Genomic DNA, 15,969 nt, shown 5'->3' with positions numbered 1-15,969 from the left:
CGGCACGGTCTCCTATGGCCGGGGTGGACCGCTCAGGTGGTCCGCCTCGGCCAGGATCCGTTCCATCACCGTGACCGGAAGATGTGGGTTGGCAGAGGCCGCGGCAGTGGTCTCCGGGTCCGCGTACAGCTCCAGCACCCTCTCCGCGGACAACCGGCCGTCGCCGGCCACCGCGGAGCGCACCCAGGGATCGGCGTCGTGGCTGAGCCGCTCGATCAGGCCGGCCGGGGCCCGGCGGTCCAGCGGCACCAGCGCCCGGGCGCCCGGGTCCGGGTCGTCCGCGTACCCCGTCAGATCCGCGGCCCGCAGCGCCGGATGCCAGAGCAGGTCCCCGATGTTGATCGTCGTCCCGGCCAGATGGGTCCGGACGACCACGTCGACCGGCACCGCGGCCTGGAACTCGCAGAGCAGCAGGCGCACCGGGAAGTCGTCGTCGGCAGCCAGGATCGCGATGTGCTCCGCGGTCAGGTCCCGGTGGAACGCCGCGGCCCGCCGCAGCCCCGGATGCGCCGACCGGACACACGCGGTGAGCAGATCGCCGTCCGCGTCGAGCACCCAGTCCGGGACCGCCAGGTAGTCGCCCTGCTCGACCCGGTAGTCGATCGCGGCCCGCTCCGCCTCGGTCAGTCCGGCCCGCATCGCCACATGCTGCCGGACCGTCGGATGCGGGTCCCGCATGAGCCGGCCGACCGTCCCGGTGGACAACGCCGGTTCCAGGGCGGCCCTCGCCCGTTGCCACTCGTCCTCGTCGTCCCGGGCCATCTCCTCGGCCTCGGCACGGCTCAGCGGTACGGGCCGCACCCTCTCCCGGGGCGGCTGCCCGGTCACCTCCGGCGGCAACGGCACCCACCAGCGGGCGTACGGGCCCACCAGCAGCGCCTTGATCACCTCCGGGCTGGGGTCGTCGAGCATCCGGGCCCGCTGCCCCGGGGTGGCGCCCTCCGCCTCGGCCAGATGGACCCGTACCCGCGCGTCCGGATGTGCGGCCAGCAGGTCGAACGTCGCGTCGGTGAACTCCCGCCGCGCCATGACGTGGTAGGACTCGACGGCCGGGTGGTCGATCACCCGCAGCAGCAGATCCGGCGGCAGACCCGGATTGCGGGCCAGGCCGCGCAACCGGGCGCGACCTGGCTCCTGATACCAGTCCTGGTATCGGTCGTGGTAGCTCAGAGCCTCTCCCGACGACGGCGCTAGAGCGGGCAGGTGGTGCGGTAGTCCGAGATCGACAGGTTACTCGGTCCGGGGCAGAGGAACTGGTCGTAGCGGGTGTCGTCGTCGACGAAACGCTTCAGCCAGGAGACCGCCTGCACGGCCGTCCAGGTGTCCACGGACTGCGGGAAGAAGTGGCTGGCGTTGTTCAGCTCCAGATACGCCTTCTCCGCGGACGCCGGGATGCTGGTGTAGAACGGGATCGAGTGCGAGGCGACCGGCGCGACGGTGTCCGCCTCGCCGCCGACGATCAGGGTCGGCACGGTCAGTTCGGTCCACGACTTGTCCAGGTTCCACGGCGCCAGCGGGACCGCCGCCTGCAGCGACGGGCGGTCGCTCGCCGCCTCCAGGCTGCCGCCGCCACCCATCGAGTGCCCGGCGACCGCGAGCCGGCTCGCGTCGATGCGGGACCGCACCGAACTGGACCGGGTCAGGTAGTCCAGCGCGGCGAGCAGCTGGTCACCGCGGGAGTCCGGCTGGTCCAGGGTGGTCAGCGTCTCGATGCCGATCACCACGAAACCGTGCGAGGCCAGGCGCGGGCCCAGCCACGAGATGCTCGACCACAGCGCGGTGTAGCCCGGCGAGACGGCGATCGCGCCGAACGTACCCTCGCTGGTCGAGGTCGGATAGTAGATCTCGCCGCCGCCGAACCCGGTCACCGCCAGCCGCGACACCGACGTCTGGGAGACCGCGAACGGCCCGCGGGAGGCCTGCAGGGCGGCGAGGGTGGGTGCGGGGCCGCGTTCGTAGGGGCTTGCCGCGGCGGACGCGGGAACGGCGCCCGGCCCGGCGATCAGGGCGACGGCCGCGGCCGCGGCGAGCAGGAGACGGCGGGTCCGGGTACGAGCGGGGGTACGTTGCACGACGGTGCTCCTGGGTTCGGGGACGGGTTGACGAATCGATGCCCGTCAGTGTCGACACGGTCCGGGGCGGCACGCATCGGCGAAACCACCGGCTCCGCGGCAACAACCCGGAAACACCGCGGAAATTTCATCCAGCGAAATCCGGCGACACGCCCCTTTCGTGACACCGGCCGTACCGGAAAACTCGCCCGCATGATTGATGCACCCCTCGTGCAGAAACGTTGCTCTCCGGCGGAGGCCGCCGACCTGCTCGCCCGGTACGCCCCGGGGATCACCGACGACGTGGCCACCGCCCTGATCGAGCTGGCGGGAACCACCCCGGCGGCCCTCGTGGCCCTGGCCGGAGCGCTGTCGCCGGAGCAGACCCGCGGCTACGCGCCCCTGCCCACCGCCCTGCCCGCGGACCACCAGCTGCGGCGGGACCTCCGCGCGCGGCTCGACGCCCTGCCGGCCCCGGCCCGCGACCTGGCCGACCTGGCCGCCGCTCCCCCGCACGTCCCGCTCCCGGTGCTGCTGGCCGCCGCCGCGACCTTCCCCCCGGCGACCACATCGGAGCCGGCGGGCGCCGCTGACCTCGCCGGGGCCGAACTGGCGGGTGTGGTCACCACCGACGCCGCGGCCGTGCGGTTCGCGTCGCCGTTGATAGCCGCCACGGTGTACGCGGAGATGCCTCTCCACCGGCGACAGGCCGCCCATACGGCGCTCGCGGACGCCCTCGCGCCTCTCGCCGGAGCGCCTGGACGAGACGAGGTTCCGGAGACCGCCGAGGCTGCCGAGGTTCGGGCGTCACGGCTGGCGGCGCTGCTCCACCGGGCCGCGGCGTGCACCGGGCCGGACGCGGACCTGGCACGCCGGCTCGTCCACGCCGCCGGAAAAGCCCTGCCGGGCGACGCCGCCGTGGCCTGGGAGCAGGCGGCCCGGCTCGCACCCGCGCCCGCCGACCGGGCGCCCCGGCTGGTGCACGCCGCACGGGCCGCATGGCTGGCCGGACGCGCCCATGCCGCCGCGACGATCCTGCACGCGACGCCACTCGCCCGGCAGCAGACCGGACCGGTCCAGGTGCGGGCCCGGGCCCTGGTCGCCGAGACGCGCCTCGCCCAGGGGCGGCCCGGTGCCCGTGACCTGCTCCTGGACGTGGCCGCCGACCTGACCGGCAGCGACCCTCTCGCCGCGCTGCACGCGCTCGCCCTGGCGGGCGAGGCGGCCGGCCACCCCGGCGAACGCGACCGTTTCCGGGCCGTCGCCGCCCGGGTGATCGACGACCGGGCGCTTGCGGGAGCGGCACGCGGCGGCGGGCACGCGACGCCGGCGGAACACGTCGGCGGACCGGCGGCGGCCCTGCTCACCGTCGCACACGTCACGGGGCTCACGGCGGTCGCCGCCAGTGACGAGGAGGAGGCTCTGCGGTGCTTTCGGCGTACCCTGGACATCGCCGAAGGCGTCGGTGAGCCGACGGCATTGCTCCGGGCCGCAACCGCCGGGATTCTGGCCGGGGACGGACGCCGGGCCGCCGCCTGCGCCCAGCGCGCCGCCGTGATCGCCCGGGCCCGCGGGACGACCGTTCTGGTGCCGCAAGCCCTCGAACTGGCGGCGCTGGCCGGGCTGGCCTGCGGTGACTACGCGGCGGGGACCGAGGCGGCGCTCGACGGCGCGGCGATCTCCCGGAGTGCGGGGTCACCCCGGCTGGAGAGTTCCCACCTGGCGATTCTCGCGGTCCTCGCGGCGCTGGCCGGGGATCGGGACACCGCCCGGGTACGCCTCGACGGCGCCCGCGGCGACCAGTGGCGGCCGCTCGGCGACTGGGCGCTGGCGCTGCTGGATCTGTGCGACGGGCAGTTCCCGGCGGCCACCGGCCGGCTCGCCGCGGTGGTGGCGCAGACCTCCGGTCCCGGGTCGGCGCTGCTGCGGTTCGCGGTGGTCCCGCATCTGCTGGAGGCCGCGCCGGGCGATTCTGATCAGTACGGTCCGGTGGCGGCGGCGTTCGACCGGTGGGCCGGGCTGACCGGGCAGCCGGCCTGGCTCGCTCTCCGGGACCGGTGCCGGGCGCTCCGTTCCGGCGATCCCGCGGCGGCCGACGGGCACTTCGGCGCGGCCCTCCGGCACGACGGCGAAGCCGGGTTCCCGCGGGCCCGCACCGAACTCCTCTACGGGCGTTTCCTGCGACGGCGGCGACGCCACATCGAGGCCCGCGACCATCTGCGCCGGGCCGCCGAGACGTTCCGGCTGCTGGACGCCGGGCCGTGGGCGGCGCAGAGCATCCGCGAGCTGCGGGCCGCCGGGGAACGCACCGGTCGTCCCGTGCACGCCGCGCCCCTCACCGCTGCCCTCACCGCTCAGCAGGAACGGATCGCCGCGCTGGTCGCCGGTGGCGCGACCAACCGGGAGGTGGCCCGGGAACTGCGGCTCAGCCCGAGGACCGTGGACCACCACCTGCGTAACGTCTTCGCCCGCCTGGGCGTGCGGTCCCGCACCGAGATGGCCCGGGTCCTCGACCACTGAACCGGGCCGTCACGCGGCCTCCGGCAGGCCGGTGTCCACCCAGCGTTCCACCAGTTGGCGACGCCGGCAGGCGACCAGGTGCCCGGCCAGGATCGCCGGGTGGCCGCCGCGGACGCAGACGTCGGCGCCCGCACTGAGCACCCCGGCGACGAGTTCGGAGGCGGCCCAGTCGTCGATCAGCGCCACCACCCGGGTCTCCCGGGGCAGGACGGCCCGGGCCAGCCGGACGTCGTGCACGGTCGCGCCGCTGATCACCACCAGCTCACCGGGGCGGACGTCGTCGAGCGCGGGCAGCATCCGCAGCGACCAGCCGGACGGAAGGTACTGCGGGAGCCCGGCAACACGGCTCCGGTGCCCGAGAACGGCCACGGCCGGTGCGCTGCGTGGTGTCTGTGGTCCACGATCCAACTGCTGTACGAGCATGGTGTCCGACTCCCTCGGTGAAGCTCTCGTGTTCCTTCACGATTCGCCTCACGCCTGTGGGCCACCATGTACCGAACCTGTGCATCGGGTGTCAGCGCAGCGTCACCGGGGATCAGGCGTTCCAGCCGGCCAGCACCGCGTCCCGCTCGTGTTCGAAACCGAGCACCGAAACGGTGGCCGTGTCCAGTTTCAGCAGGCCACCGGCTTTCGGGGGCAGACCCACCCAGCGGGCGCCGGCGACCCGCAGACAGTGCCCGTGGGCGACCAGCGCGACGTCGCCACCGGTCAGCAGTTCGCGGGCGAGGGCGAGCACCCGGTCGAGCCGCGCGCCGACCTGCTCCGGGGACTCACCGCCGGGACAGCCGTCGCTCCACAACGACCAGTCCGGCCGGCCGGCGCGGATGTCGCGGGTGGTGATCCCCTCGTAGTCGCCGTAGTTCCACTCGGCCAGGTCCTCGGTCACCTCGGTGACGTCCAGCCCGGCCAGTTCGGCGGTGCGCAGGGCACGCCGCCGGGGGCTGCTCAGCACGGCGGCGAAGGTGCGCCCGGCCAGGCGGTCACGCACGGCGCGGGCCTGCCGCTCACCCTCGGCGGTCAAGGCCATATCGGTGTACGACGTGTGCCGTCCCGTCGCGCTCCACTCGGTCTGTCCGTGCCGGACCAGGACGATCTCTGCCATCCCCGGAGTATGGCGCGCTACTCCCGGGGCAGGGGCATCGGGTGGCGTTCCTCATCCCGGGCCGCCAGGCAGGCGAGGGCGTCCCGGTACTGCTCACGGGTGAGTTCACCGCGCAGGAGCTGGACGACGAACAGCCCCTCGGTGCTGTCCGCGAGGGGCGGCAGGACGACAGGTGTGTCCGGCCTGGACGCGACGGCTGGTCGGCGCAGCACGAAAAGTCCCGCCGCGGCCAACAGCGACATGATCATCATCCGGCGTTCTCCCCTCAACGGTTGATCTTTCCTGTTACCCCGAACCCCCGTCGTCGACGCACGATCTCCGTCGATCTTCACCGACGTACCTGTGCGTTTCCATTGTGTTACAGGTCTTCCTCCTGACCAAGGTCCCGGGTACCGGGACCTGACGGCCCTGCCCCCGTACCGCCGAACGGCGTGGAATTCCTCAAAACGGGACAGAGGAGGAGCCATGTCGCAGCGCACCGTCATCGTGGCCACCGACGGAACCGATTCGAGCCGGGCCGCGGTCCGCTGGGCAGCCGGTGAAGCCCAGCTCCGCGGCGCCGTCCTACGGATCGCCCACGTGATCGACTGGGAGTGGGCGGAAGCCCGGTACGACTTCGGCGGCGACCACTTCGCCGTAGCACGCCACATGGCCGAAACCGTCGCACGAGCCGGCGCGGCCCTGGCCCGCGACGCCGCCCCCGGAGTGACCACCGAGACCGACGTGCTCGTCGGCAACCCGGCCGCCCGGCTACTCGCCGAATCCGACAGCGCCGAGCTGCTGGTCGTCGGCAGCCGCGGCCGCGGCGGATTCGCCAGCCTGCTACTCGGCTCGGTCAGCCAGCGGGTCGCCGTCCAAGCCAGCTGCCCGGTGGTGGTGGTCCGCGGCCGCGGCGACGTCACCGACGGCCCGGTCGTGGTCGGATACGACGACTCCAGCACCGCCGACCACGTGCTGCGCAGCGCGTTCGAACTGGCCTCGGCACGCGGCTGCGGCATCGACGTGATCCGCGCCCGGCTGCCGATGCTCGGCGTCTACCCGATCGGGGCGGTCACGGTCACCACCCCCGAGGAAGACGCCGCCGAACGCTCCCACCTCGACGAGCAACTGGAACCATGGCGGGGGAAACACCCCGGCCGGCCCCCCCCGCGACAACAAATGCGACCTGTGGCGGACCACACCCCGGGGGGCCCCCACCAGCACCCGCCTGTCGTTCGACACCGCGGCGGCCGTCCTGACCAGCGCGTCCCAGGCAGGCCGGATCGTGGTGGTCGGCAGCCACGGCCACCGGGCCATCGCGGGAGCGCTGCTCGGCTCGACCGGCCTGCAACTGCTGCACCACGCCGACTGCCCGGTCTACCTGGACCGGGCGACGGCCCGCCCGGCGGCCTGACCCTGCCGAAGGTCCGCCCGGCGGCCTGACCCTGCCGAAGGTCCGCCCGGCGGCCTGACCCTGCCGAAGGTCCCGAAACGGACAGGCCCCCGGGTGCGGGACCTACGGTCCTCCGGCACGGTCCCCCAACCGGGAAACGGAGGAGATTCATAGGTGCAGACGACATCCAAGGAGGGCCGCAGAGATGGCCACCATCCCCCGCGAGACCAGCACCACCAGCCTCGAAACCGTGGAAGCCCCCGGATCGATGCTGACCCACACGGCCGCCCGGGCCCTCGCCGTGCTCCGGATCGCCACCGGGCTCGTCTTCCTCTGGGCCTTCCTCGACAAGACCTTCGGGCTCGGCTACTCGACCCCGGCCGCCCGCGCCTGGATCAACGGCGGATCGCCGACAAAAGGCTTCCTCAGCTCGGTCGACGTGGGCCCGTTCCAGAACGTGTTCCACAGCATCGCCGGCGCGACCTGGGCGAACTGGGCGTTCATGCTGGGCCTGCTGGGCATCGGCGTCGCCCTGATCCTGGGCATCGGCCTACGGGTCGCAGCAGTCTCGGCCGCCTTCATGATGGCCTTCATGTGGATGGCGGAATGGCCGCTCGCGACGACGACCACGGCGGGCGACCCGACCGGTTCAAGCAACCCGCTGGTCGACTACCACGTGGTGTACGCGATCGGCGCCGCCCTGATGGCCCTGACCTACGCCGGTCACACCTGGGGCCTGGGCCGCCGGTGGGCGCAACTCCCCCTGGTCCGCAAGAACCGCTGGCTCATCTGACCCGCCCGCTCCTTCCCCCCGCTCCTTCCCCCCGCTCCCTCCGCCCGCTCCTTCCCGCCCGCTCCTTCCCAACCTCGACGCACCGCACTCGCACCGGAAGTATCAGCCCGGCCGGCTCTCCCGGCCGGGCTTCTCCGCGTCCGTCCTCCGCAGAAGTCGGCCTCGGCCGGGCTTCTCCACGCGCACCCCTCACAGCAGTCACCCTCGGCCGGGCTCCTCCACGCGCACCCCTCACAGCAGTCACCCGGGCCTGGGCTTCTCCACGCCCCGCTCCCGCAGACGGCATCCGCCGTTGCTGGACCATCCCGCAAGAGCCCTGCACAGCGGTCGGCCCCATCACGGCGGTGAGCCGACCCGATCAGGTATCGGGTGCTCCTACCCACCCGTCAGGGGCAGCCAACCAACCCAAACCCATGATCGGGTACGCCCACCGGCCCCCGAAGCGGCGACCGCACCCGATCACGAGGGCGGGGTCGCGCACCATGCACTTGGAGCACTTGGAGCACCTCGAGCACTTGGAGCACCTCGAGCACCTCGAGCACCTCGAGCGGTGACCGAACCCGATCACAGGTACGGGGTCCCTCACCGTCCGGCCTCGGTGGTCAACGCACCCGATCCGGTAGCGGGTGCGAGCACTGCCTCCGCGACGACGAGCGCACCCGACCGAGAGCGCGGGTTCGCCCACCACCCCAGCCCCGATGGTGAACGACCCCGTTTCCGTGATCGGGGGCGCCCACCACCCCGACCGTGATGGTCAACGCACCCGATGCGACCTCGAGTGCGATTACCCACCGCCCCGACGGTCACCGCACCCGATACCGCATCGGGGTCGCTCGCCATCCCGGTCGCGGCGGCGAACGCCCCTGATCACGGTTATGGGTACGCCCACTGCCCCAACCGGCATGACGAACACACCCGATCACGAGTACGGGTGCGTTCACTGTCCCAACCGATGACGAACGCACCCGATACCGCATCGGGTACGACCACCCGCCTCGACGAAGGTCACCGCACCCGAACCTGTGATCGGGTGCGGTGACCATCCGGATCGCGGCGGTGAGCGCACCCGATCGCGAAAACGGGGTCGTTCACCTCCCCGGTTGCGGTGGTGAACGACCCCGATCACAGGTTCGGGTGCGGCTGCCCGCCTCGACGACTGTGGCCGCACCCGATCACGAGTACGGGTGGGGCCACTGTCCCAACCGAGATGGCGGTCGTACCCGATACCGCATCGGGTACGACTGCCCGCCTCGACGATGGCGAATGCACCTGATCACTGATGCGGGTACGGATACCGCCCCAGCGAGAGGTGAACCCGCCCGATCACCGGTGCGGGTGCGGGTGCCGCCCTAGCAAGAGGTGAACGCACCCGATGCGGTGTCGGGTGCGTTCGTGTGGCGGGCCTCGGCGCAAGACGTCGGCGGGACCTCGGCACGGAACCTTGGCGGAGCCTCGGCACGGGACCTCGGCACGAGGGCTGAGCGAGACCTCGACGCAAGGGCTGAACGGGACCTCGACGCGAGGGCTGAGCGGCGGGTCAGGCTGTGGCTGGACGGGACCTCGACGCGAGGGCTGAGCGGCGGGTCAGGCTGTGGCTGAACGGGACCTCGACGCGAGGGCTGAGCGGCGGGTCAGGCTGTGGCTGGACGGCGGGCTACCGAGAGCACGTCCAGCAACAACGCGCCCGCCGCGACCACGCCCAACAGGACGAGGCCCAGCGCGTACGACTGGAACCGGCCGTAGATCGCGCCCATCACCAACGGCGGCACGAATCCGCCCAGCCCGCCCGCCGCACCGACCACCCCCGTCACCGAACCGACCTGGTCGGCCGGCGCCACCTGGGCGACCAGGGCGAACGTCGCGCCGCTTCCCGCGCCGAGGGCGGCCGCCATCGCCAGGAACGCCATGGTGCCGATCGGCGCCAGGGCGGGGGTGAAGGATTGGACGGTGGCGCCTGTGGCTACCACGCTCAGGGCCACGGCGAGCACCCGGCTCGGGGTGTAGCGGTCCGACAGCCAGCCGCCGGCCGGGCGCATCAGCACTGCCAGCAGGACGAATCCGGCCATCCGGTTGGCGGCGTCGGCCTGGGTCAGCGCGTACGCCGTCTTCAGGTAGGCGGGCAGGTAGACGGAGAAGGCAACGTACCCGCCGAACGCGACCGCGTACAGGGCGGAAGCCTGCCGGGTGACGCGCAGCCGGAGTACGGCGCGGAGGCGGGCGTTCAGCGGGGACGCCGGGACCGGGCGGTTCGGGGCGTCGCGCAGGACCAGCCAGGAGAGCAGTGCGTACGCCGCGAGGGCAGCCGCTGTGATCAGGAACGGGACGGGCGTGCTCGTCGCGTCGACCAGTTTGACCGTGGTGAGGGCGCTGATCGCGGTGCCGCCCATGCCCATGCCGAACACGCCGACCGCGAATCCGCGGCGCTGTGGCGGGAACCAGGCGTTGACGAAGGGGACGCCGACGGCGAAGGTGGTGCCGCCGACGCCGAGGAAGAAGCCGCCGATCAGCAGGGCGGTCAGCGAGTCGTGCCCGAGGAGGCCCAGGTAGAGGACCGGGACGATGGTGGCGAGCGAGACCAGCGGGAACATCACCCGGCCGCCGTACCGGTCGGTGAGGGCGCCGACCGGGATCCGGCCGACCGAGCCGACCACGACGGGTACGGCCACCAGCAGTGCCTGCTGGAACGCGCTCAGTCCGAGGACGGTCTGGAAGGTGGTGGCGAGGGGGCTGAGGAGTGCCCACGCCCAGAAGTTGACCGCGAAGCCGAGGGTGGCGACGGCGAGCATCAGGCCGGGGCGTGATGCGCCGACGGAACGGTCCGCCAGTGCCGGGGTTGTGCTCATGTCGAACTCCACTGTCCGTGCCGGGATGTCCCGCCGGTGATGCGGGACCCTGACCTCAGGCTTCCGCGATCACGGTCCGCTCGGCAGGGACGTTGGCCCCGGACCGGCGGGACCCCACACCTCCCGAGAAGGTCTCACGGAAGATGCCGGCATCGACAGGAGAGGGGTCAGGCGGGGCGCAGGACAGCGACCAGGAAGTCCGCTCCAGGGCTGTACGGGCGCAGGTCCCACGTCGACAGGAGCAGGTCGGCGGCCAGGCCGGCTTTCTCCGCGTCGGTGAGGAAGTCGTCGAAGTCGTAACCCCGGCCGGCGCCGAAGCCGACCACCGCGCGCCCGCCCGGCGCCAGGTGTTCGTGGAAGCGGGACAGGATCGCCGGCCGGCTGGACGGGCCGGCGAAGGTCACCACGTTGCCCGCGCAGACGATCAGGTCGAAGCGGGTGTCCAGTGCCAGCTCGGACAGGTCGCCGACCTGCCAGGTGGAGCCCGGGTGGTTGCGCCGGGCTTCCTCGATCAGCACCGGGTCGAGGTCGACGCCGGTGACCTGGTGGCCGGTGGCGGCCAGCAGACCGCCGACGCGGCCGGTGCCGCAGCCCGCGTCCAGGATGCGGGCGGCACGCGGCAGCATGGCGTCGATCATGCGGGCCTCACCGCCCAGGTCGTCGCCGCGGTCGGCCATGGCCTTGAAGCGGTCGATGTACCACTGGGAGTGGCCCGGGTTCTCGGCGATCTGACGGAGCCAGAGGTTGTCGCTGGTCATGAGGTGAAGTCGACCTTCGCGGTTTCGACGGTCTCGGCGGTGCGCCCGGGGCCGCCCTGCCACTGCCAGTAGAGGTTGGTGTGCGCGATGACCTGCTCGGGAGCGGGTGCGCCGTACTTCGTCAGGTCTTCGGTGGTGTGCGCGTCGGAGACGAGGGTCACGTCGTATCCCCTGACGAATCCGCCGTGCAGGGTGGCCCTGATGCACGCGTCGCTCTGCGCGCCGGTGACGACCAGCTTGCCGATGCCCCGGGCGGCGAGGACCTGCTCGAGTTCGGTGGCTTCGAACGAGTCGCCGTAATTCTTGTGGATCAGCGGCTCGGTCTCGTCGCGGCGCAGCTCCGGCACGTACTGCCAGTCGTCGCTGTCGCGGGCCAGGTCGTCGTCGGAGTGCTGCACCCAGACCACCGGCACGTCGGTGGCGCGGGCCCGGCTGATCAGCGTGTTGATGTTGGCGATGACGTCGTCGCGCCGGGGTGCGCCCGCGACCACGCCTTTCTGCACGTCGATGACCAGCAGTGCGGTGTGGGGACGGTCCGTCAGAGTCGTCATGCTGAAACCCTAGACCGGCGGTACGAGGCGCGGACCTCGGCCGGCGCCGGTCCGGGAGCGGGAAAACCGTTACGCCGGGCGAGGTGGACGCTGTACGGACGTCACAGGTAGGCGAGCGGCCGTCCCCTCTCAGCCCGGGCGGGTACCGGTCGGAGCGGTGCGGGAGCCGGGCGGGTACCGATCGGAGCGGTGCGGGAGCCGGGCGGCCCGGCCGGGGTGGGACCTGCGGCCCTGCCCGGCGTGCACCCGCGGCGCTTGGCTGAGTGCATGATCGCCACTCTTTTCGCGCTGGTCGGCATCGCCCTGATCGCCGCCGCCGTCATCATGATCGCGCAGGGCCTGATCGGTCGGCGCAGCGTCACCGCGGAACTCGCCCGCCAGCGGATCAGCTTCCCGGCCGACCACCTGCCGGCCGGCCTCGACGCGTACGCCGGCCGCACGGTCCGCACCGGGACCGAGGCCCGCGCCTACTCCACACTGATCGGCGCGCACGTGGCGAGTGCGACCGGTGGCCGCACCTACGCGGAGATCACCGCCGAGATCCAGGCCGGCGACGAGGACGAGAAGCTGAGCAGGCTGCGCGAGACCGCCTTCATGGGCGAGACCCTGCGCGGGGCGTTGCTCGGCGCCTACCAGGCCTGGCAGGTGACGCTGCTGGTGATCGGCTTGGGCGCGCTCTGCCTGGCGATGGGGGCCGGTTTCCTCGGTCTCGCCTTCTCCTGATCCCGCATCGGGCTTGAGCCGGCCCCTGGGGCAGGGTGCAGACTTCTCGGCATGTCGGTATCGGTGGGCCGAAGGGCCCTGGGGAACGAGGCGGTCGGCGGCCTAGCGTGGCCGCATGGCGACCGTCACCGCGGGGCCGGCCCCGCGTCGGCGCACCGTCCGCACGTTCCTGCCGCCGCAGCACGGGGCGTGGGCGATGCTGCTCGTGCCCTACCTCGCCGGGATCGTGGTGGGCGGCTTCCACTGGCTGGACCTGCCGTTGCTCGGGGCGTGGCTGGGCGGATACCTGTTCTCTTACTACGCGTTTCAGGCCGTCAAGACGCGGCGGCCGGGACGGTTCCGGGAGCCGTTGCTGCTCTACGGTCCGGTCACCGCGGCCCTGGCGATCCCGGTGCTGGTCGCCCGGCCGCAACTGCTGTGGTTCGCCCCGGCCTACACGGTGCTGCTCGCGGTCAACGGGTGGTTCGCCTGGCGGCGGCGGGAACGGGCGCTGGTCAACGATCTGGCGTCGGTGGTGCAGAGCTGCCTGATGGTGCCGGTGGTCGCCGTGGTCGCGGGCGTCGCGCCGACACGGGTCGCGGTCGCCGGGCTGATCGTGCTGCTGTACTTCGCGGGCACGGTGCTGTTCGTCAAGACGATGATCCGGGAACGGGGCGTTGTCGCGTACACCCGGGGGTCGGTGCTCTATCACCTGCTGGCGTTCGCGGCAGCGGCGGTGATCGGGGTCGTGCCCGCGCTGGTGTTCGCGCTGCTGCTGGTCCGCGCCTGGTCGCTGCCCGGGCGGCCGCTGACACCGAAACGGGTGGGCCTGATCGAGATCGGCGCATGCGTCCTGGTCCTGCTCGCAGCGTGGTCAGGCGGCCAGTGAACGGATCGCTCGCAGATAGCGGGAGGTCGCCAACTCCTGGGCCAGGGTGGTGAGTGGACCGCCGGCTCGGGCCAGCGCGGACGCGGGCCGGGAGAACGCGGTGATCCGGAAGCGGACCCGGCCCGCCTCGGTCAGGTGTACGGCGAACGCCTCCTCGCCGCGCTCCGGGTGGCCGCCCAGGGTGCCATAGGCGAACCCGCGCTGCCGGGGGTTGTCCAGGCAGTACACCACCCGGCACGGGAAGGTCAGGCCGAGCAGTCCGAGGATCACCACGGCACCGGGGATGGCGTGCGGGGCGGACCCTCGCAGCACCGACAAGCCGGCGGCCCGGTGCATCTCCCAGTGCATGAGTCCGGCGGCTGCCCGCTCGAAGGCCTCCTGCCCGGCGCCGATCTCGACGTCGCGGCGGATCCAGCGGTAACCGGCGGGCAGCGGCACGTCACGGGTGGCGCCCACCTCCGCATAGGTGAACGCGGCAGAGGCCGGCCCGAACCGCATTGATCCACGCTACCGCCGGACGGGCCGGGCCGCTCACCCGTCAGTCGTTCTCCGCCACTCCCGCATCGCCGGCAGCAGAACCGACCGGGCCCGCCACACCCGTCGGCCGCTGTCCCCGGGCTTCCGCCTCTCCGACGGCAGGCCGGGACGGCGCCGGCCGGTCATTCGTTCTCCAGGATCTCCCGGATCGCGGGGGGCGTGTCCGGCGGCAGGTCGGGCAACGGCGGGTCGTCGGGCGGCGGCCCCCACGGGGTGGGGAGCAGCCCCTCGCGCTGGAGGCGGCGGCTGCGGCGGGTGTTGTGGTACTCGAGGGGGATCTCGTCGAGCGGCACCGCCTCGCCGGTGGACTGCCGGTGGGCGGCGCTGATCCGCACCAACGGCCGGGCCGCGTCCGGGCCGGTCGCCGCCCACTGGGCGAGGCTGGTGTGGCCGTTGCCCCACGGGTGCGCCACCGTCACGATCACGTCGTCGAACTCGGAGCGTTCCAGCATCGTCGGTTCATTCTCCCCGGTCGCGGCGGATGCGGTCTCGGATCTCCGGCGGCAGGGCCGACAGCGGGGCCTGCTGCACGTCGTCCGGTGGCGGGCCCCACGGCGTCGGCAGCCGGCCCTCGCGTTGCAGGGTGCGGCCGTGCCGGGTGTTGTGGTATTCGAGCGGGATCTCCTCGAGGGACACCGGGCGTCCGGTGGATCGGCGCCGGGCCCGGACGATCGTGACGAGCGGCCGTGCGCCCGGACCTCGCGACGCCCACTCGGTCAGGGTCGCGTCGATGTCTCCCCACGGGTGCGCCACCGTCACGATCACGTCGTCGAACTCGGAGCGATCGATCATGGAACGCCTCCGGGCGGGCTCATCGGGAAGGGGTTCGGACGAGTATCCACCAGGAAGTCGGCCAAGTCGTCACCGTGGAACAGGCCTTCACCCTCCGAGAGGGACAATTGGTTGGACGGCCAGACCACCCGGTCCCGGGGCACCTGGAAGTGGCTCAGGTCCGGCGCCTGCCGGTAGGCCGGATGCGGTGTGCCGTTGATGATCGCGGACAGTCCGGGGTCGGTGGTGCGGGCTGCGGCGAGCGGGTCGGTGGTGACGCTGACGAACGGGCTGAGCGAGGTGTTGCCGGTGGCGTGCGCCTCCGCTGCCGCCCGCAGCTGCTCGGGGGTGCTCAGCCGGTTCGCCCTCACCCAATCCTGGATGTCCGGGTGGTCGGAGAGGGGCGAGCGCAGCGTGCTCGGGTCGGCGGCGGTGTGGAAGCGGTAGACGTCGACCAGGTCGTCGGCGGCGCCGCTGCCGCCCACCCGGCCGCCGGGGGCGGGGACCGTTCCGCCGCTGAGCAGGTCCGTTGCGAGGGCGCGGGGGTTGAAGATGTCGCCGCCGGTGAGGCCGCGTTCGACGCCGCCGCCGACCACCGACTCGGCGCCGTTGATCGCCAACTCCCGGACGAACGGGTTCGTCGCGGCGAGCCGGGCCGAGTTGCTCGCCACCGCCGCCGCACCCGCGCCCAGTCCGCCACCGGCGGCACCGATCAGGCCGTCGACCGCGACCTGACCCCAGTCCACCTCACCGGTCGTGAACTTCTGCACCCCGGCACTGATCCCGCCGGCCAGCAGACCGCCGGACGCCGCCATCAACGCGATCCCCGCCGGGCCGCCGACGCCGGTGAACATCAGCGCCACACCGCCGACGACCATCGCCCCGGCGGCGAGGTACTCCCAGTTGTCGCCCACCCAATCCGCGGCGTCCTCGAAGAAGCCGCTGCCCATGTCGTCCCGGTAGGACCGCAGCTCGGCGTCGGTGACCGGCCGCAGGCCCGACGGGTCCGCACGGCCGACCGGATCGTTGCCCGCGTAGTGGTACGGGTTCCCCGACCAGGCCGTCCCCGGAACCGGCGGC

Annotated in this window: 17 protein-coding genes; 5 read left to right on the top strand and 12 right to left on the bottom strand. The window is 72.8% G+C overall.

From position 1 onward, the window contains the following. Nucleotides 1-12: 12 nt before the first annotated feature. The gene (locus WH85_RS41135; RefSeq protein WP_045747595.1) at nucleotides 13-1,116 is read right to left on the bottom strand and encodes a hypothetical protein; all 1,104 of its coding nucleotides are present in this window, start codon (nucleotides 1,114-1,116) and stop codon (nucleotides 13-15) included. Nucleotides 1,117-1,190: 74 nt separating this feature from the next. Beyond that, nucleotides 1,191-2,072: an alpha/beta hydrolase family protein gene (locus tag WH85_RS41130; RefSeq protein WP_425394691.1), complete on the bottom strand. Its 882-nt coding sequence runs from the start codon at nucleotides 2,070-2,072 to the stop codon at nucleotides 1,191-1,193. Between the two features lie 192 nt (nucleotides 2,073-2,264). Between WH85_RS41130 and WH85_RS41125 the strand changes: the two genes are divergently transcribed. Next, a complete protein-coding gene (locus tag WH85_RS41125) occupies nucleotides 2,265-4,571 on the top strand; it encodes a helix-turn-helix domain-containing protein (protein WP_157411541.1) in 2,307 nt (768 codons plus the stop codon). Between the two features lie 9 nt (nucleotides 4,572-4,580). Here the strand turns inward: WH85_RS41125 and WH85_RS41120 are convergent, their stop codons facing one another. The 3 genes from WH85_RS41120 to WH85_RS41110 form a co-directional block, all read right to left on the bottom strand. Continuing rightward, nucleotides 4,581-4,994, bottom strand: coding sequence for a hypothetical protein (locus WH85_RS41120; RefSeq protein WP_045747594.1), 414 nt, complete (start codon nucleotides 4,992-4,994; stop codon nucleotides 4,581-4,583). 112 nt (nucleotides 4,995-5,106) lie between these two features. Beyond that, on the bottom strand, nucleotides 5,107-5,673 hold the full coding sequence (locus tag WH85_RS41115; protein WP_045747593.1) for a histidine phosphatase family protein: 567 nt from the start codon (nucleotides 5,671-5,673) through the stop codon (nucleotides 5,107-5,109). Between the two features lie 17 nt (nucleotides 5,674-5,690). After that, nucleotides 5,691-5,924: a hypothetical protein gene (locus WH85_RS41110; protein ID WP_045747592.1), complete on the bottom strand. Its 234-nt coding sequence runs from the start codon at nucleotides 5,922-5,924 to the stop codon at nucleotides 5,691-5,693. Nucleotides 5,925-6,138: 214 nt separating this feature from the next. Here WH85_RS41110 and WH85_RS54270 point away from each other — a divergent pair, with 214 nt between their 5' ends. Then, nucleotides 6,139-7,095: a universal stress protein gene (locus tag WH85_RS54270; protein WP_245674315.1), complete on the top strand. Its 957-nt coding sequence runs from the start codon at nucleotides 6,139-6,141 to the stop codon at nucleotides 7,093-7,095. Between the two features lie 155 nt (nucleotides 7,096-7,250). Next, nucleotides 7,251-7,838: a DoxX family protein gene (locus WH85_RS41100; protein ID WP_045747591.1), complete on the top strand. Its 588-nt coding sequence runs from the start codon at nucleotides 7,251-7,253 to the stop codon at nucleotides 7,836-7,838. Between the two features lie 1,631 nt (nucleotides 7,839-9,469). On the opposite strand, the gene WH85_RS41095 is transcribed toward WH85_RS41100, so the two are convergent. From WH85_RS41095 to WH85_RS41085, 3 genes are all read right to left on the bottom strand, one after another. Further along, nucleotides 9,470-10,681 carry an MFS transporter gene (locus WH85_RS41095; RefSeq protein ID WP_045747605.1) on the bottom strand — a complete coding sequence of 404 codons (1,212 nt, stop codon included), beginning with the start codon at nucleotides 10,679-10,681 and terminating at the stop codon, nucleotides 9,470-9,472. A 167-nt stretch (nucleotides 10,682-10,848) separates the two neighbouring features. Continuing rightward, a complete protein-coding gene (locus tag WH85_RS41090) occupies nucleotides 10,849-11,439 on the bottom strand; it encodes a class I SAM-dependent methyltransferase (protein WP_045747590.1) in 591 nt (196 codons plus the stop codon). Further along, nucleotides 11,436-11,990: an isochorismatase family protein gene (locus WH85_RS41085; protein WP_045747589.1), complete on the bottom strand. Its 555-nt coding sequence runs from the start codon at nucleotides 11,988-11,990 to the stop codon at nucleotides 11,436-11,438. The genes WH85_RS41090 and WH85_RS41085 overlap by 4 nt, the downstream gene beginning before the upstream one ends. A gap of 267 nt (nucleotides 11,991-12,257) precedes the next feature. Here WH85_RS41085 and WH85_RS47855 point away from each other — a divergent pair, with 267 nt between their 5' ends. After that, complete coding sequence (locus tag WH85_RS47855) at nucleotides 12,258-12,713, top strand: hypothetical protein (protein WP_052721173.1); 456 nt, start codon at nucleotides 12,258-12,260, stop codon at nucleotides 12,711-12,713. Nucleotides 12,714-12,828: 115 nt separating this feature from the next. Then, on the top strand, nucleotides 12,829-13,581 hold the full coding sequence (locus WH85_RS41075; RefSeq protein WP_045747588.1) for a YwiC-like family protein: 753 nt from the start codon (nucleotides 12,829-12,831) through the stop codon (nucleotides 13,579-13,581). On the opposite strand, the gene WH85_RS41070 is transcribed toward WH85_RS41075, so the two are convergent. The 4 genes from WH85_RS41070 to WH85_RS51930 all read right to left on the bottom strand — a co-directional run. Beyond that, nucleotides 13,567-14,079 carry a DUF1990 domain-containing protein gene (locus tag WH85_RS41070; protein WP_083449654.1) on the bottom strand — a complete coding sequence of 171 codons (513 nt, stop codon included), beginning with the start codon at nucleotides 14,077-14,079 and terminating at the stop codon, nucleotides 13,567-13,569. The genes WH85_RS41075 and WH85_RS41070 overlap by 15 nt on opposite strands. Before the next feature lie 161 nt (nucleotides 14,080-14,240). Beyond that, nucleotides 14,241-14,570 (bottom strand): hypothetical protein, encoded by a 330-nt coding sequence (locus WH85_RS41065; RefSeq protein ID WP_045747587.1) that lies wholly within the window; start codon nucleotides 14,568-14,570, stop codon nucleotides 14,241-14,243. 7 nt (nucleotides 14,571-14,577) lie between these two features. Then, the gene (locus WH85_RS41060) at nucleotides 14,578-14,910 is read right to left on the bottom strand and encodes a hypothetical protein (protein WP_045747586.1); all 333 of its coding nucleotides are present in this window, start codon (nucleotides 14,908-14,910) and stop codon (nucleotides 14,578-14,580) included. Beyond that, a partial coding sequence (locus WH85_RS51930; protein ID WP_045747585.1) for an RHS repeat-associated core domain-containing protein occupies nucleotides 14,907-15,969 on the bottom strand: 1,063 nt, incomplete at its 5' end. The genes WH85_RS51930 and WH85_RS41060, both read right to left, overlap by 4 nt.

This window comes from Actinoplanes rectilineatus (assembly GCF_000962825.1).
In the GTDB taxonomy this organism is placed as follows: domain Bacteria; phylum Actinomycetota; class Actinomycetes; order Mycobacteriales; family Micromonosporaceae; genus Actinoplanes; species Actinoplanes rectilineatus.
The sequence above is the reverse complement of the archived record's forward strand: the minus strand, read 5'-3'. Positions and strand labels throughout refer to the sequence as shown.

Bases quoted from the DNA above. Each gene is read 5' to 3' on its own strand.
- WH85_RS41125 (WP_157411541.1), top strand. From the start codon at position 2,265: ATGATTGATGCACCCCTCGTGCAGAAACGTTGCTCTCCGGCGGAGGCC.
- WH85_RS41120 (WP_045747594.1), bottom strand. From the start codon at position 4,994: ATGCTCGTACAGCAGTTGGATCGTGGACCACAGACACCACGCAGCGCA.
- WH85_RS41115 (WP_045747593.1), bottom strand. From the start codon at position 5,673: ATGGCAGAGATCGTCCTGGTCCGGCACGGACAGACCGAGTGGAGCGCG.
- WH85_RS41110 (WP_045747592.1), bottom strand. From the start codon at position 5,924: ATGATGATCATGTCGCTGTTGGCCGCGGCGGGACTTTTCGTGCTGCGC.
- WH85_RS54270 (WP_245674315.1), top strand. From the start codon at position 6,139: ATGTCGCAGCGCACCGTCATCGTGGCCACCGACGGAACCGATTCGAGC.
- WH85_RS41100 (WP_045747591.1), top strand. From the start codon at position 7,251: ATGGCCACCATCCCCCGCGAGACCAGCACCACCAGCCTCGAAACCGTG.
- WH85_RS41095 (WP_045747605.1), bottom strand. From the start codon at position 10,681: ATGAGCACAACCCCGGCACTGGCGGACCGTTCCGTCGGCGCATCACGC.
- WH85_RS41090 (WP_045747590.1), bottom strand. From the start codon at position 11,439: ATGACCAGCGACAACCTCTGGCTCCGTCAGATCGCCGAGAACCCGGGC.
- WH85_RS41085 (WP_045747589.1), bottom strand. From the start codon at position 11,990: ATGACGACTCTGACGGACCGTCCCCACACCGCACTGCTGGTCATCGAC.
- WH85_RS47855 (WP_052721173.1), top strand. From the start codon at position 12,258: ATGATCGCCACTCTTTTCGCGCTGGTCGGCATCGCCCTGATCGCCGCC.
- WH85_RS41075 (WP_045747588.1), top strand. From the start codon at position 12,829: ATGGCGACCGTCACCGCGGGGCCGGCCCCGCGTCGGCGCACCGTCCGC.
- WH85_RS41070 (WP_083449654.1), bottom strand. From the start codon at position 14,079: ATGCGGTTCGGGCCGGCCTCTGCCGCGTTCACCTATGCGGAGGTGGGC.
- WH85_RS41065 (WP_045747587.1), bottom strand. From the start codon at position 14,570: ATGCTGGAACGCTCCGAGTTCGACGACGTGATCGTGACGGTGGCGCAC.
- WH85_RS41060 (WP_045747586.1), bottom strand. From the start codon at position 14,910: ATGATCGATCGCTCCGAGTTCGACGACGTGATCGTGACGGTGGCGCAC.